The organism is Streptomyces griseus subsp. griseus (genome assembly GCF_000720255.1).
Taxonomy (GTDB): Bacteria; Actinomycetota; Actinomycetes; order Streptomycetales; family Streptomycetaceae; genus Streptomyces; species Streptomyces griseus_I.
The window spans coordinates 308,383-335,295 of sequence record NZ_JOJE01000001.1 but is presented as its reverse complement, the minus strand read 5'-3'; the positions used below and the strand labels follow the sequence as shown (position 1 = coordinate 335,295).

22 protein-coding genes are annotated in these 26,913 nt (G+C 71.9%); 13 read left to right on the top strand and 9 right to left on the bottom strand.

Features of this window, described 5'->3' with window-relative positions; translation table 11 throughout:
- Window position 1: 1 nt before the first annotated feature.
- Both IG99_RS01510 and IG99_RS01505 read right to left on the bottom strand, forming a co-directional pair.
- Window positions 2–1,270: an ADP-ribosylglycohydrolase family protein gene (locus IG99_RS01510; RefSeq protein WP_078947480.1), complete on the bottom strand. Its 1,269-nt coding sequence runs from the start codon at window positions 1,268–1,270 to the stop codon at window positions 2–4.
- A complete protein-coding gene (locus IG99_RS01505) occupies window positions 1,267–2,328 on the bottom strand; it encodes an ADP-ribosylglycohydrolase family protein (protein WP_051864832.1) in 1,062 nt (353 codons plus the stop codon). The genes IG99_RS01510 and IG99_RS01505 overlap by 4 nt, the downstream gene beginning before the upstream one ends.
- Window positions 2,329–2,583: 255 nt before the next feature.
- Between IG99_RS01505 and IG99_RS01500 the strand changes: the two genes are divergently transcribed.
- From IG99_RS01500 to IG99_RS01485, 4 genes are all read left to right on the top strand, one after another.
- Window positions 2,584–3,315 (top strand): VIT1/CCC1 transporter family protein, encoded by a 732-nt coding sequence (locus tag IG99_RS01500; RefSeq protein WP_037668757.1) that lies wholly within the window; start codon window positions 2,584–2,586, stop codon window positions 3,313–3,315.
- Between the two features lie 365 nt (window positions 3,316–3,680).
- Window positions 3,681–8,288, top strand: coding sequence for a glutamate synthase large subunit (gltB, locus tag IG99_RS01495; protein ID WP_199815433.1), 4,608 nt, complete (start codon window positions 3,681–3,683; stop codon window positions 8,286–8,288).
- Window positions 8,281–9,744, top strand: a complete 1,464-nt coding sequence (locus tag IG99_RS01490) for a glutamate synthase subunit beta (RefSeq protein ID WP_037668753.1) — start codon at window positions 8,281–8,283, stop codon at window positions 9,742–9,744. Before gltB ends, IG99_RS01490 begins: the two co-directional genes overlap by 8 nt.
- Before the next feature lie 147 nt (window positions 9,745–9,891).
- Entirely contained in the window at window positions 9,892–10,614 is a 723-nt protein-coding gene (locus IG99_RS01485) for a vWA domain-containing protein (protein WP_037668751.1), read from the top strand.
- Between the two features lie 3 nt (window positions 10,615–10,617).
- On the opposite strand, the gene IG99_RS01480 is transcribed toward IG99_RS01485, so the two are convergent.
- Both IG99_RS01480 and IG99_RS01475 read right to left on the bottom strand, forming a co-directional pair.
- On the bottom strand, window positions 10,618–11,583 hold the full coding sequence (locus IG99_RS01480; protein ID WP_037668749.1) for an acyl-CoA dehydrogenase family protein: 966 nt from the start codon (window positions 11,581–11,583) through the stop codon (window positions 10,618–10,620).
- A complete protein-coding gene (locus tag IG99_RS01475) occupies window positions 11,583–12,722 on the bottom strand; it encodes an acyl-CoA dehydrogenase family protein (protein ID WP_037668747.1) in 1,140 nt (379 codons plus the stop codon). The genes IG99_RS01480 and IG99_RS01475 overlap by 1 nt, the downstream gene beginning before the upstream one ends.
- Window positions 12,723–12,785: 63 nt before the next feature.
- Here IG99_RS01475 and IG99_RS01470 point away from each other — a divergent pair, with 63 nt between their 5' ends.
- The 3 genes from IG99_RS01470 to IG99_RS01460 are packed head-to-tail and all read left to right on the top strand — an operon-like array spanning window position 12,786 to window position 15,389.
- A complete protein-coding gene (locus IG99_RS01470) occupies window positions 12,786–13,574 on the top strand; it encodes an SDR family oxidoreductase (RefSeq protein ID WP_037668745.1) in 789 nt (262 codons plus the stop codon).
- 25 nt (window positions 13,575–13,599) lie between these two features.
- On the top strand, window positions 13,600–14,211 hold the full coding sequence (locus IG99_RS01465; RefSeq protein WP_037668744.1) for a TetR/AcrR family transcriptional regulator: 612 nt from the start codon (window positions 13,600–13,602) through the stop codon (window positions 14,209–14,211).
- A 20-nt stretch (window positions 14,212–14,231) separates the two neighbouring features.
- The gene (locus tag IG99_RS01460) at window positions 14,232–15,389 is read left to right on the top strand and encodes an acetyl-CoA C-acetyltransferase (RefSeq protein WP_037668742.1); all 1,158 of its coding nucleotides are present in this window, start codon (window positions 14,232–14,234) and stop codon (window positions 15,387–15,389) included.
- Between the two features lie 229 nt (window positions 15,390–15,618).
- Here the strand turns inward: IG99_RS01460 and IG99_RS01455 are convergent, their stop codons facing one another.
- From IG99_RS01455 to IG99_RS01440, 4 genes are read right to left on the bottom strand one after another with little or no spacing between them, the layout of a single operon-like run.
- Entirely contained in the window at window positions 15,619–16,668 is a 1,050-nt protein-coding gene (locus IG99_RS01455) for an NAD(P)H-dependent flavin oxidoreductase (RefSeq protein WP_037668740.1), read from the bottom strand.
- On the bottom strand, window positions 16,668–17,423 hold the full coding sequence (locus IG99_RS01450; RefSeq protein WP_051864830.1) for a CoA-transferase subunit beta: 756 nt from the start codon (window positions 17,421–17,423) through the stop codon (window positions 16,668–16,670). The genes IG99_RS01455 and IG99_RS01450 overlap by 1 nt, the downstream gene beginning before the upstream one ends.
- A complete protein-coding gene (locus IG99_RS01445) occupies window positions 17,420–18,256 on the bottom strand; it encodes a CoA transferase subunit A (RefSeq protein ID WP_037668737.1) in 837 nt (278 codons plus the stop codon). Before IG99_RS01445 ends, IG99_RS01450 begins: the two co-directional genes overlap by 4 nt.
- Entirely contained in the window at window positions 18,253–19,008 is a 756-nt protein-coding gene (locus IG99_RS01440) for an enoyl-CoA hydratase family protein (protein WP_037668734.1), read from the bottom strand. Before IG99_RS01440 ends, IG99_RS01445 begins: the two co-directional genes overlap by 4 nt.
- A 101-nt stretch (window positions 19,009–19,109) precedes the next feature.
- Between IG99_RS01440 and IG99_RS01435 the strand changes: the two genes are divergently transcribed.
- The gene (locus IG99_RS01435) at window positions 19,110–19,856 is read left to right on the top strand and encodes an SDR family oxidoreductase (RefSeq protein ID WP_037668730.1); all 747 of its coding nucleotides are present in this window, start codon (window positions 19,110–19,112) and stop codon (window positions 19,854–19,856) included.
- A 1-nt stretch (window position 19,857) separates the two neighbouring features.
- Entirely contained in the window at window positions 19,858–20,961 is a 1,104-nt protein-coding gene (locus IG99_RS01430) for an SDR family oxidoreductase (RefSeq protein ID WP_037668727.1), read from the top strand.
- A gap of 417 nt (window positions 20,962–21,378) precedes the next feature.
- Here IG99_RS01430 and IG99_RS01425 read toward each other — a convergent pair whose 3' ends face one another.
- The gene (locus IG99_RS01425) at window positions 21,379–22,272 is read right to left on the bottom strand and encodes a hypothetical protein (protein ID WP_037668726.1); all 894 of its coding nucleotides are present in this window, start codon (window positions 22,270–22,272) and stop codon (window positions 21,379–21,381) included.
- Window positions 22,273–22,410: 138 nt separating this feature from the next.
- On the opposite strand from IG99_RS01425, the gene IG99_RS01420 reads away from it, so the two are divergent.
- The 4 genes from IG99_RS01420 to IG99_RS01405 all read left to right on the top strand — a co-directional run bounded on the left by IG99_RS01420 (window position 22,411) and on the right by IG99_RS01405 (window position 26,894).
- Window positions 22,411–22,761: a chorismate mutase gene (locus IG99_RS01420; RefSeq protein ID WP_037668722.1), complete on the top strand. Its 351-nt coding sequence runs from the start codon at window positions 22,411–22,413 to the stop codon at window positions 22,759–22,761.
- A gap of 141 nt (window positions 22,762–22,902) precedes the next feature.
- Window positions 22,903–23,421, top strand: coding sequence for a response regulator (locus tag IG99_RS01415; RefSeq protein ID WP_037668720.1), 519 nt, complete (start codon window positions 22,903–22,905; stop codon window positions 23,419–23,421).
- A gap of 56 nt (window positions 23,422–23,477) precedes the next feature.
- Window positions 23,478–25,958, top strand: a complete 2,481-nt coding sequence (gene pepN, locus IG99_RS01410) for an aminopeptidase N (protein WP_037669577.1) — start codon at window positions 23,478–23,480, stop codon at window positions 25,956–25,958.
- Between the two features lie 114 nt (window positions 25,959–26,072).
- Complete coding sequence (locus tag IG99_RS01405; RefSeq protein ID WP_037668718.1) at window positions 26,073–26,894, top strand: NmrA family NAD(P)-binding protein; 822 nt, start codon at window positions 26,073–26,075, stop codon at window positions 26,892–26,894.
- Window positions 26,895–26,913: the final 19 nt, after the last annotated feature.

Here is a 26,913-nt window from a genome sequence, read left to right as displayed (position 1 = left end):
ATCATCCTCCTGGCGGGGCCGGTTGTGTGGCTTCCAGGAGTTCGGCGAGTTCTACCAGGTCGGTGCCGGTGAGGCGGGGCAGGACGCAGCCGGGGAGGGTGCGGCAGGTGGTGCGCCAGGAGTCGGGGATCGCCTCGGCGCCGCCGAGCGCGCCGGTGAGGGCGCCCGCGAGGGCCGGGGCCGAGTCGGCGACGCGGGAGAGGCAGGCCGCCGCCGGGACCGCCTCGGCGATACGGCCGTGGGCCGCCGTGGCCAGCGCGAGGGCGACGGGGACGGTCTCGGCGGCCGCGACGCCGTAGCTGTAGACGTGGTCGACGATGCGGTGCTCCAGGGGCGGGACCAGGGCGAAGGTGCTCTTGGCGGCGTGGGCCAGCCGCAGTGCCTCGCGGGCGTTGCGGCCGATCTCGGTCTCCTCGGGGAGCTCGGCGAGGGCGGCCGTCACGCACTCCTCGACCTGTGCGCCGACCAGGGCCAGCGCGAGCGCCGCCGCCATCGCGCGGGCGCCGTGCACGCCGTCGCCGTCCTGGGTGTAGCGGGCGTCGAACTCGGCGAGGTCGGCGGCGAGCCGGGGGTCGCCGGGGTGGGCCACGGCGAGGACGCAGGCGCGTACGCAGGCGGCGTCGTCGAAGTAGTGCGGGTTGTCGTGGCCGGTGGCGGGCGGGCGCAGGCCGGTGGCGAGGTTGCCGAGGCCGGCCCGGACGGAGATGCGGGCGCGCAGGGGCAGTACGGCGGACTCCACCTCGGGCGCGCGTTCGGCGGCCGCGGCGACCTCGCTCGCGGCCGCGTTCCAGGTCAGGTCGATGGCGGCGCGCATCCTGCGTTCCCTGCTCAGGTCGCCGAGCACGCTGTCGTCCCCGGCCCGCAGGACGGCCTCCGCCGCGAACACCGCCCACTCGGCGTCGTCGGAGGGACCCAGGCGGAGCGGCTCCGGGGACTGGTTGAGGGCGATGGGGACGGGCAGCGTGGTCGTCGCGTTCTGCTCGGCGAACGTGTCCAGCTCCCGTGTGAGCCTCCTGGTCCACTCCGGCATCCGGACCGCCCGATGCCGGGCGGCGGGCCACCCGGCGGCATCCCCGGCGGCGAGACCGAGGAGGAGACCTTCGATACGGCGGTGGCGGGCGACCGGGGTGGACCCCGGGGAGGTGAGCACCTCGCTCCCACGCCTCTCCGTCGGCCTGTCGGGCGAACCCTCGAGTACCTCCGTGGCGGTCGTCGGTGCTGTCGTCGTCGTGCTCGACTCGGTGCCCCAGGGGCCGGGGGCCGGGGTCATGAGTGGGCCTCGCTCCGGTCGGGGGTCGGCGGCGGGGTGACGGGGGGCCAGGGGTCCCGCGGGTCGTCGGATACCAGCGCGTCCGCGATGTCGAGGACGTGGTGGCCCGCCATGGAGGGCAGGCAGCTGCCCCGGGCCGGGCCGATCGCGGCCGCCCACTCCTCGGGGATCGCGGAGAAGCCCTGGGTGGCGCCGGCGAGGGCGCCGGCGACCGCGGCCGTGGTGTCGGCGTCGCGTCCCATGTTCACCGCTGTCAGGACGGCGTGCCGGAAGTCGCCGTCGGCCGCCGCGAACGCGCCGAACGCGAGGGCCACCGCCTCGGGGGCGAGGTCGGTCCACGGGTAGCCGCCGATCACCACGGCGCAGCGGACCGCGCGTTCGCCGCGGTGGGCGACGGCCACCGCGCGGCGCAGTGAGCGGGCGGTCCAGGAGTCGTCCGGGACGACGGCCAGGGCGGAGGCGACGACCGCGATCGTGGGGGCGCCGGCCATCGCCGCCGCCACTCCCGCCGCGACCGCCTGGCCGCCGTAGATGCCCTCGCCGTCGTGGCTGACGGAGCCGTCGATCGCGACCAGGCGGGCCGCCTCGGCGGGGCGGCCCGCCGCGAAGACCCCGAACGGGGCCGCACGCATGGCCAGGCCGTCGCTCCAGGCGTGCCGGTGCTGGGCGGAGATGGGGGCTGCCAGGCCCCGCCGGAGGTTCTCCAGCGTGCCGCGCTCACTGAAGCCGGCCCCGCGGAAGGGGCCCTCCGCGCGGTCGGCGATCCACTCGTGCCAGGCCGCCTCGACGTGCGCCGGGGTGAGCGCCGAGCCGTGCCGGGCCAGCAGCAGCCCGGAGAAGATCGCGTACTCGGTGTCGTCCGTGCCCGCCGGCTTCTCGGCGACGTAGCCGGTGATACGGCCCCAGCGCGCGCGGATCTCGGACGGCTTGAGGTTCTCGGCGGGCGCCCCGAGGGCGTCGCCCACGGCCAGGCCGAGCAGCGCGCCCCGGGCCCGTTCCCGCAGTTCGGTGGCGTTCCCGGGCGGCGGGACGGAGGGAATGCAGGCGATCGATGCCATACGCGGCTCCTCTCGGGGGTGCCCGCCAGGGGCGCGGAACCCTTTGCGGAACTGTCCCCGGTGCGCTCTCCGGCGCAGCCTGACCCACCGCAGCGTCACCCGGTCGACATCTGTGCGGCTCCCTACACGGATGAGCGAGAACCGACAAAACTGCAGGTTAGCCCAGCCTTTCCTTGCTGGCGGGCGAGGAATCGGAGGCGTACCGTAAGCGTTGTCGAAAAGTAGAATCAGTCCAGAAGTACGGCTGGAGACCCCATGGCGCTCATAGAGACCGAGGCGGCGCTGCATGAAGCGCACCGCGACAACCACACCCACCGGGACGTGAACGGTGGCTGGCTGCGCCCCGCCGTCTTCGGCGCGATGGACGGCCTGGTCTCCAACCTCGCCCTGATGACCGGCGTCGCCGGCGGCTCGGTCGGCCAGCACACCATCGTCCTGACCGGACTCGCGGGCCTCGCCGCGGGAGCCTTCTCGATGGCCGCCGGAGAGTACACCTCCGTCGCCTCGCAGCGCGAGCTCGTCGAGGCGGAACTGGAGGTGGAGCGGCGGGAGCTGAGAGAGCACTCCAAGGACGAGGAGGCCGAGCTCGCCGCACTCTACGTGGCCCGTGGCGTCGAGCCCGACCTGGCGCAGCAGGTCGCCCGGCAGCTGTCCAAGGATCCCGAGCAGGCCCTGGAGATCCACGCCCGCGAGGAACTGGGCATCGACCCCGGCGACCTGCCCTCGCCGCTGGTCGCCGCCGTCTCCAGTTTCGGTGCCTTCGCGCTGGGCGCACTGCTGCCCGTGCTGCCCTACCTGCTGGGCGCCACCGCCCTGTGGCCGGCCGTTCTCCTCGCACTGATCGGGCTCTTCGCCTGCGGTGCCGTGGTGGCCAGGGTGACGGCGCGGACCTGGTGGTACAGCGGTCTGCGGCAGCTCGCCCTGGGAGGCGCGGCGGCCGGTGTGACGTACGCCCTGGGCAGCCTGTTCGGAACGGCCGTAGGATAGCTCGGATGCTACTTATGCGATGGGCCGCATAAGTAGCCGTTACTCGCTGGTTTCGAATGCTTAACCACCGGGCATGAGCCGTAAGCGCTGTGGGCAATGGTGCCCACGGCGCGCAGTGGAGTGAGCGACGCCGCCCACCCCGCCCCTGGATCGATGGACACCGATCTGTCCGTATCGGTCCCCATCCATTCCACCGTCGTGCACGGTGACCGCCGCTCACTGCGGCGTCCGCATGCTGGAACGGAGTATCCGGTTCCCGAGAACCGCTCCATCATGTAACCTGCACGAAATTTTGCACTAAGCAGAGGGCCAACGTCGTCCCTCGGCACCTGCATATGCCACTTGAGACGACGACGGGAGAGCCGATGCGTACGCCGCGCCAGCCGTCCCAGCATTCCGCGAATGGCCAGAACTGGTCCTTCATGGATGCTCGCCCTGCTGCGCAGGGTATGTACGACCCCCGCAACGAGCACGACGCGTGCGGCGTCGGTTTCGTCGCCACCCTCACCGGCGAGGCGTCCCACACCCTGGTCGAGCAGGCCCTGACGGTCCTGCGCAACCTCGAACACCGCGGTGCCACCGGCTCCGAGCCCGACTCCGGCGACGGCGCCGGTATCCTCTCCCAGGTCCCCGACGCGTTCTTCCGTGATGTGGCCGGATTCGAGCTCCCCGCGGCCGGTGGATACGCCGTCGGCATCGCCTTCCTGCCGGAGGAGGGGACGACCGAGGCCGTCTCGCGCATCGAGACGATCGCCGCGGACGAGGGCCTCACCGTCCTCGGCTGGCGCGAGGTCCCCGTCGCCCCCGAACTGCTCGGCGCCACCGCCCGCTCCACGATGCCCGCCTTCCGCCAGGTCTTCGTGACCGACGGCGCCGCAGTGCCTTCCACGGGTATCGCCCTCGACCGCAAGGCCTTCGTGCTGCGCAAGCGCGCCGAGCGCGAGGCCGGCGTCTACTTCCCGTCGCTGTCCGCGCGGACCATCGTCTACAAGGGCATGCTGACCACCGGCCAGCTGGAGCCCTTCTTCCCCGACCTGTCCGACCGCCGCTTCGCGTCGGCCGTCGCCCTGGTCCACTCGCGCTTCTCGACGAACACCTTCCCGAGCTGGCCGCTCGCCCACCCGTACCGCTTCGTCGCGCACAACGGTGAGATCAACACCGTCAAGGGCAACCGCAACTGGATGGTCGCCCGCGAGTCCCAGCTGGTCTCCGACCTGTTCGGCCCGCAGGAGAACCTCGAGCGGGTCTTCCCGGTCTGCACGCCCGACGCCTCCGACTCGGCGTCCTTCGACGAGGTGCTCGAACTCCTCCACCTCGGCGGCCGTTCGCTGCCGCACTCCGTGCTGATGATGATCCCGGAGGCGTGGGAGAACCACGGATCCATGGACCCGGCCCGGCGCGCCTTCTACCAGTTCCACTCCACGATGATGGAGCCCTGGGACGGCCCGGCCTGCGTCACCTTCACCGACGGCACCCAGGTCGGCGCCGTGCTCGACCGCAACGGCCTGCGCCCCGGCCGCTACTGGGTCACCGACGACGGCCTCGTCGTCCTCGGCTCCGAGGTCGGCGTCCTCGACATCGACCCGGCCAAGGTCGTCCGCAAGGGCCGCCTCCAGCCCGGCCGCATGTTCCTCGTGGACACCGCCGAGCACCGCATCATCGAGGACGACGAGATCAAGGCGTCCCTCGCCGCCGAGCAGCCCTACGCGGAGTGGCTGGAGGCCGGCGAGATCGAGCTGGTCGACCTGCCCGAGCGCGAGCACATCGTCCACACCCACGCCTCGGTCACCCGCCGCCAGCAGACCTTCGGTTACACCGAGGAGGAGCTGCGCGTCATCCTCGCGCCGATGGCCAAGGCCGGCGCCGAGCCGATCGGTTCGATGGGCACCGACTCGCCCATCGCCGCGCTGTCCGAGCGCCCGCGGCTGCTCTTCGACTACTTCACCCAGCTGTTCGCGCAGGTCACCAACCCGCCGCTGGACGCGATCCGCGAGGAGCTCGTCACCTCCCTGCGCTCGTCGCTGGGCCCCGAGGGCAACCTCCTGGAGCCGACGGCCGCCTCCTGCCGCAGCGTCACCCTGCCGTTCCCGGTGATCGACAACGACGAGCTCGCCAAGCTCATCCACATCAACGCCGACGGCGACATGCCCGGCTTCAAGGCCGCGACCCTCTCCGGCCTGTACCGGGTGCACGGCGGCGGCGACGCCCTCGCCGCGCGCATCGAGGAGATCTGCGCCGAGGCCGACGCCGCCATCGACAACGGCGCCCGCCTGATCGTCCTGTCGGACCGCCACTCCGACGCCGAGCACGCGCCGATCCCGTCGCTGCTGCTCACCTCGGCCGTCCACCACCACCTCATCCGCACCAAGCAGCGCACCCAGGTGGGCCTGCTCGTCGAGGCCGGTGACGTCCGCGAGGTCCACCACGTCGCCCTCCTCATCGGCTTCGGGGCCGCGGCCGTCAACCCGTACCTGGCCATGGAGTCCGTCGAGGACCTGGTCCGCGCGGGCACCTTCCTGTCGGACATCGAGGCCGAGAAGGCGATCCGCAACCTGATCTACGCCCTCGGCAAGGGCGTCCTGAAGGTCATGTCCAAGATGGGCATCTCGACCGTCGCCTCCTACCGCGGCGCCCAGGTGTTCGAGGCCGTCGGCCTCGACGAGGGGTTCGTCGAGAAGTACTTCAACGGCACGGCCACCAAGATCGGCGGCGTCGGCATCGACGTCATCGCCCAGGAGGTCGCCGCCCGCCACGCCAAGGCCTACCCGGCCTCCGGCATCGCGCCGGCCCACCGCGCGCTGGAGATAGGCGGCGAGTACCAGTGGCGCCGCGAGGGCGAGCCGCACCTGTTCGACCCGGACACGGTCTTCCGCCTCCAGCACTCCACGCGCACCGGTCGCTACGACATCTTCAAGAAGTACACCGACCGCGTGAACGAGCAGTCCGAGCGCCTGATGACGCTGCGCGGTCTGTTCGGCTTCAAGTCCGGTGACCGTCAGCCGATCTCCATCGACGAGGTCGAGCCGGTCAGCGAGATCGTCAAGCGCTTCTCCACGGGCGCCATGTCGTACGGCTCCATCTCCAAGGAGGCGCACGAGACCCTCGCCATCGCCATGAACCAGCTGGGCGGCAAGTCCAACACCGGTGAGGGCGGCGAGGACCCCGAGCGCCTGTACGACCCGGTGCGCCGCTCGGCGATCAAGCAGGTGGCCTCCGGCCGCTTCGGCGTGACCTCGGAGTACCTGGTCAACGCGGACGACATCCAGATCAAGATGGCCCAGGGCGCCAAGCCCGGCGAGGGCGGCCAGCTGCCCGGTCACAAGGTCTACCCCTGGGTCGCCAAGACCCGGCACTCCACGCCGGGCGTCGGCCTGATCTCCCCGCCGCCGCACCACGACATCTACTCCATCGAGGACCTGGCCCAGCTGATCCACGACCTGAAGAACGCGAACCCGCAGGCGCGGATTCACGTGAAGCTGGTCTCCGAGGTCGGCGTCGGCACGGTCGCCGCGGGTGTCTCCAAGGCCCACGCGGACGTCGTCCTGATCTCCGGCCACGACGGCGGCACGGGCGCCTCCCCGCTCACCTCGCTCAAGCACGCGGGTGGCCCCTGGGAGCTCGGCCTCGCCGAGACCCAGCAGACGCTGCTGCTCAACGGCCTGCGCGACCGCATCGTCGTGCAGACCGACGGCCAGCTGAAGACCGGCCGTGACGTGATCATCGCCGCGCTGCTCGGCGCCGAGGAGTTCGGTTTCGCGACCGCGCCGCTCGTCGTCTCCGGCTGCGTCATGATGCGCGTCTGCCACCTGGACACCTGCCCGGTCGGCATCGCCACCCAGAACCCGACGCTGCGCGACCGGTTCTCCGGCAAGGCCGAGTACGTGGTGAACTTCTTCCAGTTCATCGCCCAGGAGGTCCGCGAGATCCTCGCCGAGCTGGGCTTCCGCTCCATCGAGGAGGCCGTCGGCCACGCCGAGGTCCTCGACGTCCAGCGTGCCGTCGACCACTGGAAGGCGCAGGGCCTGAACCTGGAGCCGCTGTTCCACGTGCCGGCGCTGCCCGAGGGCGCGGCCCTGCACCAGGTCATCGCCCAGGACCACGGTCTGGAGAAGGCGCTCGACAACGAGCTCATCAAGCTCGCCGCCGATGCCCTCGCCGCCTCCGACGCGACCGAGGCCCAGCCGGTGCGCGCCCAGGTCGCCATCCGCAACATCAACCGGACGGTCGGCACCATGCTCGGCCACGAGGTGACGAAGAAGTTCGGTGGCGCGGGCCTGCCCGAGGACACCATCGACATCACCTTCACGGGCTCGGCGGGCCAGTCCTTCGGCGCCTTCCTGCCGCGCGGTGTCACGCTGCGCCTGGAGGGCGACGCCAACGACTACGTCGGCAAGGGCCTCTCCGGCGGCCGCGTGATCGTCCGTCCCGACCGGGGCGCCGACCACCTCGCCGAGTACTCGACGATCGCGGGCAACACCATCGCCTACGGCGCGACCGGCGGTGAGCTGTTCCTGCGCGGTCGTACGGGCGAGCGGTTCTGCGTCCGCAACTCCGGCGCGACGGTCGTCTCGGAGGGCGTGGGCGACCACGGCTGCGAGTACATGACCGGCGGTCACGCGGTGGTTCTCGGCGCGACGGGCCGTAACTTCGCGGCCGGTATGTCCGGCGGTATCGCCTACGTGATCGACCTCGACCGCGACAACGTCAACGTCGGCAACCTCGACGCGGTCGAGGCGCTGGACGACACGGACAAGCAGTGGCTGCACGACGTGGTGCGCCGTCACGCCGAGGAGACCGGCTCGACCGTGGCCGAGAAGCTCCTCGTGGACTGGGACGCTTCCGTGGAGCGCTTCAGCAGGATCATCCCCAGCACGTACAAGGCAGTGCTCGCCGCCAAGGACGCCGCCGAGCGAGCCGGTCTCTCCGAGACCGAGATCACCGAGAAGATGATGGAGGCGGCGACCAATGGCTGACCCCAAGGGCTTTCTCAACCACGGCCGCGAGGTCGCCAAGTCCCGCCCCGTCGAGGAGCGCGTCAAGGACTGGAACGAGGTCTACGTCCCCGGCTCCCTGCTGCCGATCATCAGCAAGCAGGCCAGCAGGTGCATGGACTGCGGCATCCCGTTCTGCCACAACGGCTGTCCGCTGGGGAACCTGATCCCCGAGTGGAACGACTACGCCTACCGCGAGGACTGGACCGAGGCCTCCGAGCGCCTGCACGCGACGAACAACTTCCCGGAGTTCACGGGCCGGCTGTGCCCCGCCCCGTGCGAGTCGGCGTGTGTGCTCGGCATCAACCAGCCGCCGGTCACCATCAAGAACGTCGAGGTCTCGATCATCGACAAGGCGTGGGACAGCGGTGACGTCAAGCCGCAGGCCCCCGAGCGCCTGTCCGGCAAGACCGTCGCCGTCATCGGCTCGGGCCCGGCGGGCCTGGCCGCCGCCCAGCAGCTGACCCGGGCGGGCCACACCGTCGCCGTCTACGAGCGCGCGGACCGTATCGGAGGCCTCCTCCGCTACGGCATCCCCGAGTTCAAGATGGAGAAGCGGCACATCAACCGCCGTATCGAGCAGATGCGCGCGGAGGGCACCCGCTTCCGTACGGGTATCGAGATCGGCCGCGACCTCAAGGCGACCGACCTGAAGAAGCGCTACGACGCGATCGTCATCGCCGCCGGTGCGACGACCGCCCGTGACCTCCCGGCCCCCGGTCGCGAGCTCAAGGGCATCTACCAGGCGATGGAGTACCTGCCCCTGGCCAACAAGGTCCAGGAGGGCGACTACGTGGTGCCCCCGATCTCCGCCGAGGGCAAGCACGTCGTCGTCATCGGCGGCGGCGACACCGGCGCGGACTGCGTCGGCACCGCCCACCGCCAGGGCGCGGCCTCCGTCACGCAGCTGGAGATCATGCCCCGCCCGAACGACGAGCGGCACGCGACCAATCAGCCGTGGCCGACCTTCCCGATGCTGTACAAGGTCACCTCCGCGCACGAGGAGGGCGGCGAGCGGGTCTACTCCGTCTCCACGACCCACTTCGAGGGCGACGAGGACGGCAACGTCCAGTGGCTGCACCTCAGCGAGGTGGAGTTCATCGACGGCAAGCTGACCCCGAAGCCGGGCACGGAGCGCAAGATCCCCGCCCAGCTGGTGACGCTGGCGATGGGCTTCACGGGGACCGACCGCGAGAACGGCCTGGTCGAGCAGTTCGGCCTGGAACTCGACGAGCGCGGCAACATCGCCCGCGACGCCGACTTCCAGACCAACGTCCCCGGCGTGTACGTCGCCGGTGACGCCGGCCGCGGCCAGTCCCTCATCGTGTGGGCGATCGCGGAGGGCCGCTCGGCCGCCCGCGGCGTCGACCGCTTCCTCACCGGCGCCAGCGACCTGCCGGCCCCGATCCGCCCGACGGACCGCTCGCTGATGGTCTGACGGACCCGCTGAACAAGGGGCCTGACGGCCCCTCACAAACGTCCCGTACAACGGCGTACGGAACACCAGACGGCGCCTGCCTCACAGTCCCCGACCGGACGACCTGGCAGGCGCCGTCGCATGTCCGGGTGTGGGAAGGTGTGCCCCATGGTCGCGATCAGCCTCAGCAAGATCCAGGAGACGGCACCCGCGCTCGTCAACCTCTACAGGACCGCCGGGGTCTCCCTCACCAAGCACGGACTGGACGGGCTGCGGGCCGCCGTGTATCTCGTGGTCGACTACTCGGGGTCCATGAAGCCGTACTACAAGGACGGCAGTGTGCAGGCGCTCGCCGACCGGGTGCTGGGGCTGTCGGCGCACCTCGACGACGACGGCCGGGTGCCGGTCGTCTTCTTCTCCACGGACGTCGACGCCGAGACGGACATCGCCCTCGCCGACCACGAGGGAAGGATCGAGCGGATCGTGGCCGGTCTCGGACACATGGGCAAGACCAGCTACCACCTGGCCATGGACGCCGTCATCGACCACTACCTCGACAGCGGCTCCACCGCCCCCGCGCTGGTGGTCTTCCAGACCGACGGCGGCCCGATCAACAAGCTCGCCGCGGAGCGCTACCTCTGCAAGGCGGCGAAACTTCCGCTGTTCTGGCAGTTCATCGGGTTCGGCGATCCGGGGAGCCGGCAGTTCGAGTACCTGCGCAAACTCGACGAGCTGTCCGTCCCGGGCAGGCGTGTCGTCGACAACGCCGGTTTCTTCCACGCGGGGGCGGATCCGCGCAAGGTCTCGGACAGCGAGCTGTACGACCGTCTCGTGGGCGAGTTCCCGAAGTGGCTGGTCGCCGCGCGGGCCCAGGGGATCGTCCGGGCCTGACGCTCATCGGCGGCGGGCACGGTCACCGAGCACCGTGGCCCGGCACTCGTCGGGCGTGCCCCACGCGGTGCGCAGGGCCCGGGCCTTGGTCAGCCACAGCGACAGGTCGTACTCCGCCGTGTAGCCGATCGCGCCGTGCAACTGGAGCGCCGTACGGGCGGTGGCGTACGCGGCCCCGCAGGCGCTCACCTTGGCGGCGGCGGCATCGGCCGGAGACATCGTCAGAGCGGCGCCGAACACCAGGGGGCGGGCGAACTCCAGCGCGATCGTGGCATCGGCCAGCCGGTGCTTGACCGCCTGGAAAGAGCCGATGGGAACCCCGAACTGAGTGCGCTGCCTGACGTAGGCCACGGTCCGGTCGAGCAGCGCCAGACCGACCCCGAGGGCTTGGGCGGCGGTGGCCAGGCGGGCCCAGGTGAGGGCGTGGGCGAGCGGAGGGCCGGGGGTGAGGAGTTCGCCGCCGGGCGCGAGGGACGTGAGCCGGCGGGCGGGGTCGAGCGACGCACGAACAGGCCCGTGCCCGGGGGCGAGACGCAGACCGTCGGCGCCGAGGGAGAGCAGGAGCGCCGCCGTATCGCCGTCCAGGGCCGTGCCGTCCGCGCCGCCCAGGGCGACCGTCGCCATCGTCTCGCCCGATGCCAGAGATCCCAGGAAGCGTTTGGCGAGGGCCGGTTCGCTCAGCAGGACGGCCGCCGTGACCGTCTCCACCAGGGGGCCCGGAACCGCGTGGCGGCCCAGTTCGACGAAGGCCACGGCGAGGTCGACGGGCCGGGGCCCGCATCCGTCGTACGCCTCCGGGACCGCGAGCGCGAACACGCCGGCGTCGGCGATACGGGACCACAGCGCGCGCCCGCCCGTGTGCTCCCCGCGGCTCCACCGCCGTATGAGCGCGGGTGTGTCGGCGGCCGTGAGCATCGCGTCCAGCGAGGCGGCGAACGCCCGTTGCTCGGCGTCGAGGAGGAAACGCATCAGCGGCGTCCCTTCGGCAGGCCGAGCAGGCGCTCGGCGACGAGGTCGCGCTGTATCTCGTTCGTGCCCGCGTAGATGGGGCCCGCGAGGGCGAAGACGTACCCCTCCGCCCACTCGCTGTCCGCCGACTCGCCCCGCTCACCCAGCAGATCGAGGGCGGTCTCGTGCAGCGCGATGTCGTACTCCGACCAGAAGACCTTGTTCAGGCTGGACTCCGGGCCGAGTGGAGTGCCCGCCAGGAAGCGGGAGGCGGCGGCGTAGGTGAACAACTGGTAGGCGCGCGCACCGATCAGGGCGTCGGCGACCCGGTCGCGCGTGGCGTCCGGAGCGCCCAGCTCCCGCCACAACTCCCACAGCCGGTCCGCCGAGGTGAGGAAACGCCCCGGGGAGCGCAGGGTGAGGCCCCGCTCATTGGCGGCCGTGGACATCGCGATCCGCCAGCCCTGGCCGGGTTCGCCGATCACGTCCTCGTCCGGCACGAACACCTCGTCCAGGAACAGTTCCGCGAACGCCGGCTTCCCGTCGAGCCGGCCGATGGGGCGGACGGTGACGCCGGGCGCGCGCAGATCGAACATCACGTAGGTCAGTTCCTGGTGGGGTTTCGGCGTCCCCGGCTCGCTGCGGAACAGGCCGAAGGCGCGGTCGGCGAAGGGCGCCCGGGACGACCAGGTCTTCTGGCCGCTCAGCAGCCAGCCGCCGTCCGTGCGCACGGCCCGGGAGGTGAGGGAGGCCAGGTCGGACCCGGCCTCCGGCTCCGACCAGGCCTGCGCCCAGACCACCTCGCCCCGTGCCATGGGCGGCAGCACGCGGGCCCGCTGCTCCTCGGTGCCGTGGTCGAGGAGGGTGGGCGCGAGGAGGCTGACGCCGTTCTGGCCGACCCGGCCGGGGGCGCCCGCCGCGTAGTACTCCTCCTCGAACAGCAGCCACCGGACCAGTCCGCAGTCCCGCCCGCCGTACGCCGTCGGCCAGTTCACCACCGACCAGCGGTCCGCGGCCAGTTCGGCCTCCCACGCGCGGTGCGCGGCGAAGCCCTCGGCCGTCTCCAGGGAGGGCAGCGGGGCGGCGGGCACGTGGGCGTGGAGCCAGGCGCGGGCCTCCGCGCGGAACGCCTCGTCCTGTGGGGTGACGTCGAGATCCACGGGCCGCCGTCCTTCCCTGACCGAACCTTCCCTAACAAGTGTTTGGTAGGTTAGCGTGGTCCCATGACAGACGTCGAGAGTCCGGCCTACGTGCCCGGGCACGGCCTGCTGGAGGGGCGCACCGCCGTCATCACGGCAGCGGCGGGCGCGGGCATCGGCGGGGCTACCGCGCGCCGCTTCCTGGAGGAGGGCGCGCGCGTGCTGATCAGCGACGCCCACGGGCGCCGCCTCAAGGCGTACGAGGCCGAGCTCGCCGAGGAGTTCGGTGCGGCGTCGGTGACCGCGCTGCCCTGCGACGTCACCGACGAGACGCAGGTCGGAGCGCTGTTCGACACGGCCGTGCGGGAGCACGGGCGGCTGGACGTCGTCGTCAACAACGCCGGACTCGGAGGCACCGCGGAGCTCGCTGACATGACCGACGAACAGTGGGACCGCGTGCTCGACGTGACGCTGGGCGGCACCTTCCGCTGCACCCGGGCGGCGCTGCGACGGATGCGGGAGACCGGCGGCGGGGTCGTGGTCAACAACGCCTCCGTCGCCGGCTGGCGGGCCCAGGCAGGACAGGCGCACTACGCCGCCGCCAAGGCGGGCGTGATGGCCCTGACCCGGTGTGCGGCGGTGGAGGCGGCCGCCTACGGCGTGCGGGTCAACGCCGTCTCACCGAGTCTCGCCATGCACCCGCACCTGGCGAAGGTGACGACCCCCGAGCTGCTGGAGGAGCTGACCACGCGCGAGGCCTTCAAACGCCACGCGCAGCCCTGGGAGGTGGCCAACGTGATCGTCTTCCTGGCGTCGGGCTACTCCTCGTACATGACGGGAGAGGTCGTCTCCGTCAGCAGCCAGCACGCCTGACGACCGGAGCAACCACAATGGAACCGTGCCGACCAAGAAGAAGCCCCAGGTGACCGCCGCACCCGCCAGGCGCCGCGAACTCCTCGACACCGCCGCCGAGGTCTTCGCCGAACAGGGCTACAACGCCACCACCGTACGCAAGATCGCCGACCACGCGGGCATGCTCGCGGGCAGCCTCTACTACCACTTCGACTCCAAGGAGTCGATGCTCGAAGAGATCCTGCGCACCTTCCTCGGCGAGCTGTGGGACGGGTACGACACCGTCCTGGCCGCCGGAAAGGGCCCCCGCGAGACCCTCGAAGCCCTCGTCACCGAATCGTTCCGGGAGATCGACCGGCACCGCGCCGCCGTCGCGATCTACCAGAAGGAGAGCAGGCAGCTCGTCGCGCAGGAACGGTTCGCGTTCCTCGCCGAGTCACAGCGCAAGTTCGAACAGGCGTGGCTGTCCACGCTGGAGCGCGGGGTCGCCGACCGCGTCTTCCGCGCCGACCTCGACGTCCGCCTCACCTACCGGTTCGTCCGCGACACCGTCTGGGTCGCCGCGTCCTGGTACCGGCCCGGCGGACAGCACAGCCCGGAGGAGATCGCCCGGCAGTACCTGTCGATGGTGCTGGACGGGATCGCCGTACGCACCTAGCCGACCACCAGGGAGTCGCCATGGCCGAGGCCTACATCGTCGAAGCGGTCCGTACGCCCGTCGGGCGGCGCGGGGGAGGGCTCGCCGGGGTCCATCCGGCGGACCTCGGGGCACATGTGCTGAAGGAGCTGGTCTCCCGCTCGGGCATCGACCCCGCCGCCGTCGAGGACGTCGTCCTCGGCTGCCTGGACACGGTGGGACCGCAGGCCGGGGACATCGCACGGACCTGCTGGCTGGCGGCCGGACTGCCCGAGGAGGTGCCGGGCGTCACCGTGGACCGGCAGTGCGGGTCCTCCCAGCAAGCCGTGCACTTCGCCGCGCAGGGCGTGCTGTCCGGCACCCAGGACCTGGTGGTCGCCGGTGGGGTGCAGAACATGTCCCAGATACCGATCGCCTTCGCCACCCGGCAGGCGGCCCAACCCCTGGGCTTCACGGAAGGACCGTTCGCCGGCAGCGAGGGCTGGCGCGCCCGGTACGGCAACAAACCCGTGAACCAGTTCGCCGGGGCCGAGATGATCGCCGCGAAGTGGTCGATCAGCAGGCAGGACCAGGAGGAGTTCGCACTGCGCTCCCACCAGCGGGCCGTACGAGCCCTCGACGAGGGACGCTTCCGGCGCGAGACCGTGCCCTACGGCGACGTGAGCGTCGACGAGGGGCCCCGCCGGGACACCACCCTGGAGAAGATGGCCGCGCTGAAGCCGGTCATCGACGGCGGCACCGTCACCGCCGCATGCTCCTCGCAGGTCTCCGACGGCGCGGCGGCGATGCTGCTGGCCTCGGAGCGTGCGGTACGCGAACACGGCCTCACCCCCCGGGCCCGCGTGCACCACCTCTCGGTGCGCGGCGAGGACCCCATCCGCATGCTGACCGCGCCCATACCGGCCACCGCCCACGCCCTGAAGAGGACCGGCCTGACCATCGACGACATCGACCTCGTCGAGATCAACGAAGCGTTCGCCCCCGTGGTCCTGGCCTGGCTCAAGGAGACGGGCGCGGACCCGGACAAGGTCAACGTCAACGGCGGCGCCATCGCCCTCGGCCACCCCCTCGGCGCGACCGGCGTCAAACTGATGACGACCCTCCTGCACGAACTGGAGCGCACGGAAGGCCGCTTCGGCCTCCAGACGATGTGCGAGGGCGGCGGCCAGGCCAACGTGACGGTCATCGAGAGGCTGTGACGGCGGTGACCGGGGCGGCGGGGTCAACGGGACTGGCGCAGCGGTTGGAGGGACGGGAGCGGTGGGCGGGGCACGCCGGCCGACTGCTTCGACGGACGGAGTCCGGCGCCGGCTCGCGAAGCCTGTGCGGCCCCTGGGGCCGAGCAGGGCGAGGGTGCCGTTGAGGATGGTGCCCATGTGCGAGGGCGGCGGCCAGGCCAATGTGACGGTCATCGAGAGGCTGTGACGCTCAGCGCAGGGTGGAGAGCCGTGCCTGCGTCTCCTCCGCCTCCTTCATGATCCGCTCCACCAGCTCCGCGCACGACGGCAGGTCGGCGATCACCCCGGCGACCTGCCCGGACGCCATCACCCCCAGGTCCGTACGGCCGTCCACCATCGACGCCTTCAACAGCATCGGCGTGTTGGCCGCCATCAGCACCTGACTCCACGACAGGTCCTTGCCGTGCCGCAGGGCGAGCCCGTCGCGCACCATCTGTCGCCAGGTCAGCCCGGACAGCCTGCGGAAACCGGACGCCGCGCGCACCGCCCGCAGCACCGCCCTCGCGCGCCCGGAGTCCTCCAGGGCGGCCACCAGCTCCGTCCGGAGCATGCGGTGCGGCAGGCCGTCGACCGCCCGCGTCACCGTCACGTCCCTCACCGTCGACGCCAGGTACCTCGCCTTCACCGCGTCCGGCACCGTCGAGTCCGACGTCAGCAGGAACCGCGTACCCATGGCGACGCCGGCCGCGCCGTACGCCAGCGCGGCCACCAGGCCCCGCCCGTCGAAGAATCCGCCCGCCGCCACCACCGGGATGCCGACGGCGTCCACCACCTGAGGCAGCAGCACGCTCGTCGCCACGTCCCCGGTGTGTCCGCCGCCCTCCCCGCCCTGCACGATCACCGCGTCCGCGCCCCACGCGGCGACCTTCTCCGCGTGCCGCCGGGCGCCTATGGAGGGGATGACGACCACGCCCGCCTCCTTCAGCGCGCCGATCAGCTCCCGGGAGGGCGCGAGCGCGAACGACGCGACCCGCACGCCCTCGTCGAGCATGATCCGCACCCGTTCACCGGCGTCCGTCGCGTCGGCCCGCAGATTCACCCCGAACGGCGCGGACGTACGGGACCTGACCTCCCTTATCGCATCCCGCAGCTGGTCGAGCGTCATGGTCGCCGAGGCCAGGACGCCCAGCCCACCCGCCTCCGCCGTCGCGGAGACCAGACGGGGGCCCGCCACCCAGCCCATCCCGGTCTGCACGATCGGGTGCCGGACCCCGACCAGCCGGGTGAGTGCCGTCTCCATCAGGCACCGACCTCCTGGGCCCGGGTGTTGTGCGGGTCGATCACCGTACGGATCAGGCGCAGTTCCTCCGCGGTCGGTTCGCGGGTGTACGGCACCTCGTCCGGGACCACCAGAGCGAAGCCCGTCGCCTCCCGGACCTCCTCGACACTCACCCCGGGGTGCAGCGAGGCCAGCCGCATCGACCGATCGGGCGTGGCGAAGTCGAAGACGCCCAGGTCGGAGACGACACGCGGGATGCGGTGGTGGCGCGCGCCCGCCGCGTGGTCGTACCCGACCCCGCAGACCATGTCGACCTTCTCGACGAAGACCCGTCTGGAATGCCGCGGTATCCAGTAACTCGTCGGGTTGTTGAGGGTGTTGACCGGCGCGCCGCGCACCCCGAGCAGCTGCCGGGCGGGCCTCGCCCAGTCGCCGATGCACGAGATGTTCTGGTTGCCGTACCGGTCGATCTGGCTCGCGCCCATCATCACGTGCCGCCGGCCACCGGTGACCAGGGCCAGATGCTGCCGGTACGGCAACCAGCCCTCGACCGTTCCGTCCAGGCCGACCAGCAGTGCCTCGCCGTCGGTCAGCAACAGGTCCGGCGCGAACGTGTGCCGGGCGAGACGGGCACCGACGGAGGGGACCAGCCCCATCGGACTCGCCAGGACCTCACCCGCGCCACGCCATGCCTCGGCGCAGGCGACCACGCAGTACTCGGCGCGGGTGACATCGGGCGCGTCCGTCTCCCTGCCCTCCAGCGCGCCCGCCTTCACGTCTCCTCCCTGACCGCCGCCTGGTACGCCTGTTCGTCCCCGGCGAGGAAGCGCGCCGCGAACTCCGGCCAGGGAGTGGTCGCGTACCGCTTCTGGAACGCCTCGTCCCGGCCGTAGTCCGGGGCGCAGGACGTGAAGTGCGCCCCGTTCGGCGCCTCCACGACACCCGTCACCGTGTGCCGCTTGACCAGCAGCGACTGCGGCGCCGCCGCCTTTGTCAGCTCGGCCGTGTCCACGATCCGCTCGCAGGAGACGTACGCCGCGTCCGCCGCCTCGCAGAACAAGTCGTCGAAGTACGGGTCCGGGCCGAGATACTGGCCGTTGCCCTGTCGGTCCGCGCGGTTGACGTGCACGAGCGCCGCGTCCAGCCGCAGGGCTGGCATCGCCACGAACCTCTCCCCGTCCTCGTAGGGGGAAGTCACCGTCCGTAAACCGGGGTTGACCCGCATCACGTCCGAACCGATCCCGGCCCGCACCGGCAGGAAGGGCAGCCGGTTCGCCGCCGCGCGCAGCCCCCACATGAACATCGCCTCGTCGATCTCCGTCAGCTCCAGTTCCCCACGCTCGCGTGCCGCCCGGAAGTGGGGTTCGAGCGGGATCGAGTCGAGGGTGACGAAGGCGGTGACGAGCTTGCGGACCCGGCCGGCGGCGACCAGCATGCCGACGTCCGGACCGCCGTAGGAGACGAGCGTGAGATCGGTGACGGGGGAGCGGAGCAGGGCCCGCACCAGCGCCATCGGTTTTCGGCGCGAGCCCCACCCGCCGATGCCGAGGGTCATGCCGCTCATCAGCCGTCCGACGGCCTCGTCGGCGGTCATCGTCTTGTCGCTCACCTCGCACCCTCCTTCCCGAAGCCGGCCCGGACCCGGTCGGCCACCCCGCTGAGGTTCGCCTCGAAGGTGAAGCCCTGTTCGAAGCGGTAGCTGCGGCGGACATCGACCGGATCGATACCGTTGAGGGCGGCCTTGGCCAGTCGCAGCAACCGCCCGTCCTTCGCGGCGATCTCCCGCGCCAGCTCCAGCGCGGCGGCCCGCAGCAGGTCACGGGGGTCACGGGGCACCACCCGCCACACCGAGCCGTGCGCGTGCAGCTCCGCAGCCGTCGCCGTGCGCGCGGTGTAGAACAGCGCGCGCATCAGGTGCTGCGGGACCAGCCGGGACAGGTGGGTCGCCGCGCCCAGCGCGCCCCGGTCCAGCTCCGGCAGCCCGAAGGTGGCGTCCTCGCTCGCCACGATCGCGTCCGCGTTGCCCACGAGCCCGATGCCCCCGCCCAGGCAGAAGCCCCGCACCGCCGCCACGACGGGCACCTCGCACTCGTACACCGCCGCGAACGCCTCCGCGCAGCCCGCGTTCGCACCGAGCAGGGCGCGCTGTCCGCGGGCCTGTATCTCCTTGATGTCCACGCCCGCGTTGAACCCCCGCCCCTCGGCGGCCAGCACCACGCACCTCACCTCCGGGTCGCGGCCGGCCGCACGCACGGTGTCGGCCAGGGCGAACCAGCCGTCCACCGGCAAGGCGTTCACCGGTGGGAAATCGACGGTGACGACGGAAATCCCCTTTTCCGGGGACGAGGTGGAGACACCCATGGACGCATCAGCTACCTTCGCAGTCAGCTACCTTTCCACCAAACATTTGTTAGGTGTGCGACTTCGAAGCTAGCAGTCGCCGCTGACAAGCGGGAGGGCCTGTGGACAACCGAACCGTCGTCGTCACCGGCGGCACCCGCGGTGTCGGTGCGGGCATCGCCAGGGCCTTCGCGGAGGCGGGCGACCACGTCGTGACGTGCGCCCGCAGACCACCCGAAAACCCCGTCAAGGGCACCGAGTTCATCCCCCTGGACCTGCGCGACCGGGCCGCCGTGGCCGCCTTCTTCGCCGCGCTGCCCCGCCTCGACGTCCTGGTCAACAACGTGGGCGGCACCCCCTACCGACGGCTGACCGACGCGGGCGCCGAACGGCACGCGCGCGTGGTCGAACTGAACCTCATCGCCCCGCTGACCGCCTCCCTCGCCGCCCACGAGCACCTGAGGCGAACCAGGGGTTCGATCGTGATGATCGGCAGCGTCAGCGGCGGCCGCCCCTCGCCCGGCTCCGCGGCCTACGGAGCGGCCAAGGCCGGACTGCAGAGCCTCGCCCGCTCCATGGCGGTCGAGTGGGCACCGGACATCCGCGTCAACACGCTGGTCGTCGGTATGGTCCGCACGGAGCGGTCCGACCTCCACTACGGCGGCGAGGACGGCCTCGCCGCCGTCTCCCGCACCGTGCCGCTCGAACGCCTCGCCGAACCCGCCGACGTCGGCGCCGCCGCTGTTTTCCTCGCCTCCGACGCGGCCGCCTACATCAGCGGAGCGAGCCTCCACGTCCACGGCGGTGGAGAGCGGCCGGCGTTCCTCGACGCGGCGACCGCCAACAACGAGAAGTGGAAGGGGAAGTGAGATGGGCGGAATCTGCGACGGCCGGGTCGTCGTCGTCACCGGCGCCGGCCGTGGACTCGGCCGCGCCCACGCACTCGCCTTCGCGGCGGAAGGCGCCCGCGTCGTCGTCAACGACCTGGACGTACGCCTCGACGGCACATCGGGCGCCGGCGACGCGCCTGACGTCGGTGGCACCCCTGACGTCGGTGGCAGACCGGGCGTCGGTGACGTGCCCGACGTCGGTGGCAGACCGGGCGCCGGCGACGCGCCTGACGTCGGTGGCGCTCTCGGCTCCCGCGGCGCTCCCGGCCTCGGTGCCCTGCCCGGCCCGGGTGACGAGCCCGGCCCCGGTGACGAGCCCGGCCCCCGCAGCCCTGCCGCCGCCGTCGTCGACGAGATCCGTGCCGCGGGCGGCGAGGCCGTCGCCCACGGTGGCGACATCGCCACGACCGAAGGCGCCGCGTCCCTCGTCCGCACCGCGCTGGAGACGTACGGCCGGCTCGACACCCTGGTCAACAACGCCGGCTTCCTGCGCGACCGCATGCTCGTCAACCTCGACGAGGACGACTGGGACGCCGTACTCCGCGTCCACCTCAAGGGTCACTTCCTGCCGCTGAAACACGCCGCCGCGCACTGGCGGGCCCAGGCGAAGGCGGGACGCACGCCCGCGGCGCGGATCATCAACACCAGCAGTGGAGCGGGCCTGTCGGGGTCCGTGGGGCAGGGCAACTACAGCGCGGCGAAGGCCGGCGTCGTGGGGCTGACCCTGGTCGCCGCGGCGGAACTCCGCCGGTACGGCGTCCAGGTCAACGCGATCGCGCCCGCCGCACGCACCCGGATGACGGAGCGCACCTTCGCCGACACGATGGCCGCGCCGGACTCCGGCTTCGACGCGATGGCCCCCGAGAACGTCTCCCCCCTGGTCGTCTGGCTCGGCTCCGCCGCGAGCGCTGGCGTCACCGGGCGCGTCTTCGAGACGGAAGGCGGTCGCGTGACCGTGATGGAAGGCTGGCGACCGGGACCGAGCGCCGACAAGGGAGGCCGGTGGAGCCCAGCGGACGTGGGGGAGCAGGTACGGAAGCTGCTGGCCCGGTCGGAGCCGCCCGGGGCGGTGTACGGGACGTAGGCGAACGGGTACACAGCGGCGCGGGCCGGTGGGCCGGCCGCCGCCTTCCCCGGCGGCGGCTTCCTCACCGCACCCGCCGCCGGAGTGTTCGCCATATGCTTCGGGCGACTCGTGCTCGCGGCCGGGGCGCTGCCGATGGCGGGCCGATTCACCGGGGTGTGGGCCGCCGTCGGCGACACCGCCGACACCCCACACCAGGGCCTGCCCCCCGGCCCCCGGGCCGCCGTCGGCGACACCGCCGACACCCACACCAGGGCCTGGCCCCCGACCCCCGGGCCGGCCCTCGCAGGCGCCGGCCCGGACTCCTCCTGCTGCCCCTCGTCAACGTCGTCCTGTCCGCCGTACCGGCCGACCTCGCGGGCGGCACGTCCGGGATCTTCTCCACGGCCGCGGCGCGCTCGGCGCGGTGAAACCGCCCTACGTGTCGCACTCCAGCACCGTCCGGCACAGCGCACACCGCGCCCGCACGCGCCCCCGGACCTCCACCCTGATCCGCTGGTGGCACGTCGGGCACGGGAACGTCACCCGCAGCGGACCCCGCACATCCGGCGTGAAGGCGTACGGGGCGCCCGCGACCGCCACCGGCACCTGGTCCTGCGCGTGCCGGCGGTCGCGGGCGTAACGGCGGCGGCCCGCCCAGCCGGCCGCCGTCAACGGCGGCTGCTGCTCGTCCTGCCGGGCCCGCCGCATCCCCATCGCATACGCCGTGTACGCCTGCGCACTGGTGAACCACGTCGACGGATCCTCACCGAACACCAGCGACCGCTTCGCCAGCACGTACCCGAACTCCTCCGGCGTCAGATACCCCAGCTTCTGCGAGGACGCCGCGTCCTCCCGGTACGCGTCCAGCAGCAGCCAGCCCGCCCCCAGATACGTCGTCGCCGTATCCGTGAGGATCTCGTTCTCCCGCGTCCCCGTGAAGGACAGATCCAGGCGGTGCAGATACACATGCATGATCTCGTGGGCCAGAGCCGCCCCGATGTCCCGCCGATGCGTACGGAACCGGTCGTTCAGCTCCACGAAGTACTCCGGACCCGCCGCCAGTTCGATGTTCGCCGCGTGCCGCATCTCCCGGAAACCCACGATCATCCGCGCGTCCGGCAGCCGGTAGTGACGCACCAGCTCACGAGCCACCCGTTGCGCCCCCAGATACAGGTCGTCCACGTCCGAGAACGCCACGTCGGCCGGAGCCACACTGGTCGCGAACGTCCGCACCGTGTCGTACGACAGCCGCCGGTACAGCGCGGTGATCGCGGCCCGCACCGTCTCCAGATGCGGGTAGCCGTGCTCGACCGGTCCGTCGTTCGCCACGCCCTCACCCCCAAGACGCCCAGAACCCCCACCCACTCTACGCAGACCCCGGCCCCCGGCGTCCGTGGCGATCGGGACGGATCTCGCCGGTCGGACCGAAGCTGAGGCCGCCCCCGACGGCGACTAGGGTGAACATCCATGACCACCAGCAACACCGGTACCGGCGACGTCGACCCCGCCGTCCGCGAGGAGCTCGCCCGGCTGCGCGACAGCATCGACAACATCGACGCCGCCGTCGTCCACATGCTCGCCGAGCGCTTCAAGGCGACCCAGCAGGTCGGCCACCTCAAAGCCCGCCACCAGCTGCCGCCCGCCGACCCCGACCGCGAGGCCCGCCAGATCACCCGGCTGCGCGCCCTCGCAGAGAGCGCCAAGCTCGACCCGGCCTTCGCTGAGAAGTTCCTCAATTTCATCATCGCCGAGGTGATCCGCCACCACGAGAGCATCGCCGAGGACACCGTCAACGGAACGCAGACCACCCCCCGTTGACCTCGCACGGCACCTCCCCGAGCGGGACACGTCGGCGCCACGGACGCAGACCGCGGCGTGCACCGCTCGTCACCCGACGGGCACCGCGCGTCAGCGACCCGACGTAAGCTGGTCCTCCCACCGCGGGAGGGACGTGGGGCCATGCCGTCTGATGCCAAAATCCTCATCGTCGACGACCACCAGGACACGCTGTACGCGCTCGAGAGCGCCCTGGCCCCGCTCGGCTACCAGCTGAGCCGGGCCACCAGCGGAGACGAGGCACTCAAGCACGTCCTGCGCGGCCACGTGGGCCTGCTCCTGCTCGATGTGCGCATGCCCGGCGTCAGCGGCCTCGACGTCGTGCGCTACATGCGGCGCGTGGAACAGACCCAGCACATACCGGTAGTCCTGCTCACCGGCTTCGGCCCCGACCAGGAACTCACCGCCTCCGCCTTCGGCCTGGGCGTCGCCGACCTCGTCATGAAACCGGTCGACCCCTGGGCCCTGCGCACCAAGGTCCGCTACCTCTACGACGCCCACCAACGCCACCTCGCCCTCGAAGAGGAGGTCCGCGAACTGCGCGCCCTCCTCAAGGACCCGGTGCCCCCCGCACCCGCCCCGGCCCGTCTGCCCGGACCGCGCGAACTCGAACAGGCGGCTCCGGCGCGAGACGGGACATAGGGCGCGTACCGATCCGCCTCTGTGCCATGACCCCGCCATCAGGCAGCATGTCCACCATGTCCGTACTGACGCGCGACGAAGCGCAAGCCCGAGCCCAGCTCATCGACGCCCACCGCTACACGATCGAGCTCGACCTGACCACCGGCGACGAGACCTTCGAGTCCCAGACCGTCATCCGGTTCACCGCACGGGCTGACGGCTCCACCTTCGTCGAGGTCAAGCCCGCCGAGCTGCGCTCCGTCACCCTCGACGGACAGCCCCTCGACCCCGACACCCTGGACGGGAACCGGCTGCCGCTGCGCAACCTCACCGCCGGCGAGCACGAACTGCGCATCGACGCCCGCATGCGCTACTCCCGCACCGGCGAGGGCATGCACCGCTTCACCGACCCCACCGACGGCGAGACCTACGCCTACACCCAGCTCTTCATGGACGACGTCCAGCGCGTCTTCGCCGCCTTCGACCAGCCCGACCTCAAGGCCGTCTTCGAACTCACCGTCACCGCCCCCGAAGGCTGGACCGTCCTCACCAACGGCATCGCCGAACACCTCGGACAGGGCCGCTGGCAGGCCGCCCCCACCCCCCTCATCTCCACCTACCTCGTCTGCGTCGCCGCCGGCCCCTGGCACTCCGTACGCACCGAACACCGCGGCCTGCCCTTCGGTATCCACAGCCGCCGCTCCCTCGCCCGCCACCTCGACGCCGACGCCGACGAAATCCTCTCCATCACCCGCGCCTGCTTCGACCGCTACCACGAGAAGTTCGACGAGCCCTACCCCTTCGACTCCTACGACCAGGCGTTCGTCCCCGAGTTCAACGCCGGCGCCATGGAGAACCCCGGACTGGTCACCTTCCGCGACGAGTTCGTCTACCGCTCCGCCGTCACCGACACCGAACGCCAGACCCGCGCCATGGTCATCGCCCACGAGATGGCCCACATGTGGTTCGGTGACCTCGTCACCCTCAAGTGGTGGGACGACATCTGGCTGAACGAGTCCTTCGCCGAGTACATGGGCTACCACACCCTCACCGAGGCCACCCGCTTCACCGACACCTGGACCGACTTCGGTGTCGTCCGCAAGGCCTGGGGCTACGACGCCGACCAGCGGCCCTCCACCCACCCCGTCGCCCCCGAGAACGTCGACGACACCGCCTCCGCCCTCCTCAACTTCGACGGCATCTCCTACGCCAAGGGCGCCTCCGCCCTACGGCAACTCGTCGCATGGCTGGGCGAGAAGGACTTCCTGGCCGGCATCAACACCCACTTCGCCCGCCACAAGTTCGCCAACGCCACCCTCGCCGACTTCATCGACTCCCTCGCCGACGGCACCGACCGCGACGTCCACGCCTGGGCCGACGCCTGGCTGCGCACCACCGGCGTCGACACCCTCACACCCGTCATCACCGGAGACAACGGCGAACGCACCCTCACCGTCGCCCACACCGGCAGCCGACCCCACCGCATCGCCGTCGGCCTCTACGACCAGGACCTCACCGACGAGGGCCGCCTCACCCTGCGCGACCGCCTCGACCTCGACATCCCGCAGCACGAGCCCCGTCCCATCGGCAAGCGCCCCGCCCTGCTCCTGCTCAACGACGGCGACCTCACCTACGCCAAGATCCGGTTCGACCCCGAATCCTTCCAGGCCCTGCGCACCGGCCTGTCCGGACTGCCCGACCCCCTCACCCGCGCCGTCGTCTGGAATGCCCTGCGCGACGCCGTACGCGACGGCGAACTCCCCCCGACCGCCTACCTGGAGACGGCCCGCGCCCACCTCCCGCACGAGACCGACCTCGCGCTCGTGCAGGGCGTCCTCGCCTTCGCCCACACCCAGATCGCCGACCGCTACCTCACCACCGAGGAACGGCCCGCCGCCCTCACCACCCTCGCCTCCCTCTGCCGCGACCTCATCCGCCGCACCGAGGACGGCGACCACCCCGGCCTGCGCCTCATCGCCGTACGCCACTTCATCGACGTCGCCGCCCACCCCGACACCATCGCCGCCTGGCTCGCCGACGGCACCGTCCCCGGCGGCCCTGAACTCGACCCCGACCTGCGCTGGCGCGTCCTCGGCCGGCTCGCCGTCCTCGGCGCCACCGACGAGGACGCCATCGCCGCCGAACTCGACCGCGACCCCAGCGCCACCGGCCAGGAAGGCGCCGCCCGCTGCCGTGCCGCCCTGCCCGACCCGCAGACCAAGGCCAAGGCCTGGGAGGCGATGTTCACCGGCGACGACCTCTCCAACTACCTCTTCACCGCCACCGCCCAGGGCTTCTGGCAGCCCGAACAGGCCGACCTCGTACGGCAGTACGTGCCCCGCTTCTACGAGGACGCCGTCGCCGTCGCCGCCCGCCGCGGCCCCGCCATCGCCGAGGCCGCCGGCCGCTGGGCCTTCCCCGCCCACGCCGTCGACCCCGAGACCCTCCACCTCGGCCGGGCCTGCCTGCGCGACGCCGACCCCACCCCCGCCCTGCGCCGCAAGCTCGTCGACCACCTCGACGATCTCGCACGGGCGTTGCGTGTACGGGAGGTGTAGGACCCCCGACGTAGGGCGCGGCTGGTCCCTGCCGACGATGCGGGGGACCGATCGGCCTTCCTAGGCTCGACCGAGCCAAGGACGATCAGTCCCCGACTCATCGGAGGAAACCCCGTGATCGCAGTGACCGGCGCCACCGGAAACGTCGGCCGCGCCCTCGTCGAACGGCTCACCGCCGCCGGCCGGCCCGTACGCGCGCTGACCCGCGACCCCCGGCGCGCCGACCTGCCCGACACCGCCGAGGTCGTGCCGCTCCACCACGACGACCCCACCGCCCCCTTCCAGGGCGTGACCAAGCTCTTCCTCTACGTCCAGGCGGCCGACCTCCTGGACGCGGCCCGCGCGGCCGGCGTACGCCACGTCGTCCTGCTGTCCTCCGGGATCATCCAGGACGGCGCCGACGAGACCCACCCCATCCACGTGATGCACGCCACCGTCGAACGGCGACTGCGCGACAGCGGCCTGGAGTGGACCTTCCTGCGCCCCAACGCCTTCTCCACCAACGCCCTCCAATGGGCCCCCCAGACCCGCGCCGGGGACACCGTCCGCGGAATCTTCGCGGACGGACTCTCCGCGCCCATCCACGAGGACGACATCGCCGCCGTCGCCGAACGCGCCCTCCTCGACGACGGCCACACCGGCGCCGTCCACCGCCTCACCGGCCCCGAGGCCACCACCAACGCCGAGCAGATCGACGCGATCGGCCGGGCCCTCGGCCGCGACCTGCGCTTCATCGAGATACCGCCGCAGGACGCCGGCCCGGAACTCTTCCCGAACGTACCGCCCGCCATGGTGCAGGCCCTCGTGGCGTCCTTCGCCGCCACCGTCGGCGTACCTCCCGAGATCACCACCACCGTCGAGGACCTCACCGGCGCCCCCGCACGCACCTTCGCCACCTGGTCCACCGACCACGCGGACGACTTCCGGGCGGCCTGAACTCCAGGCGACCCCGGCG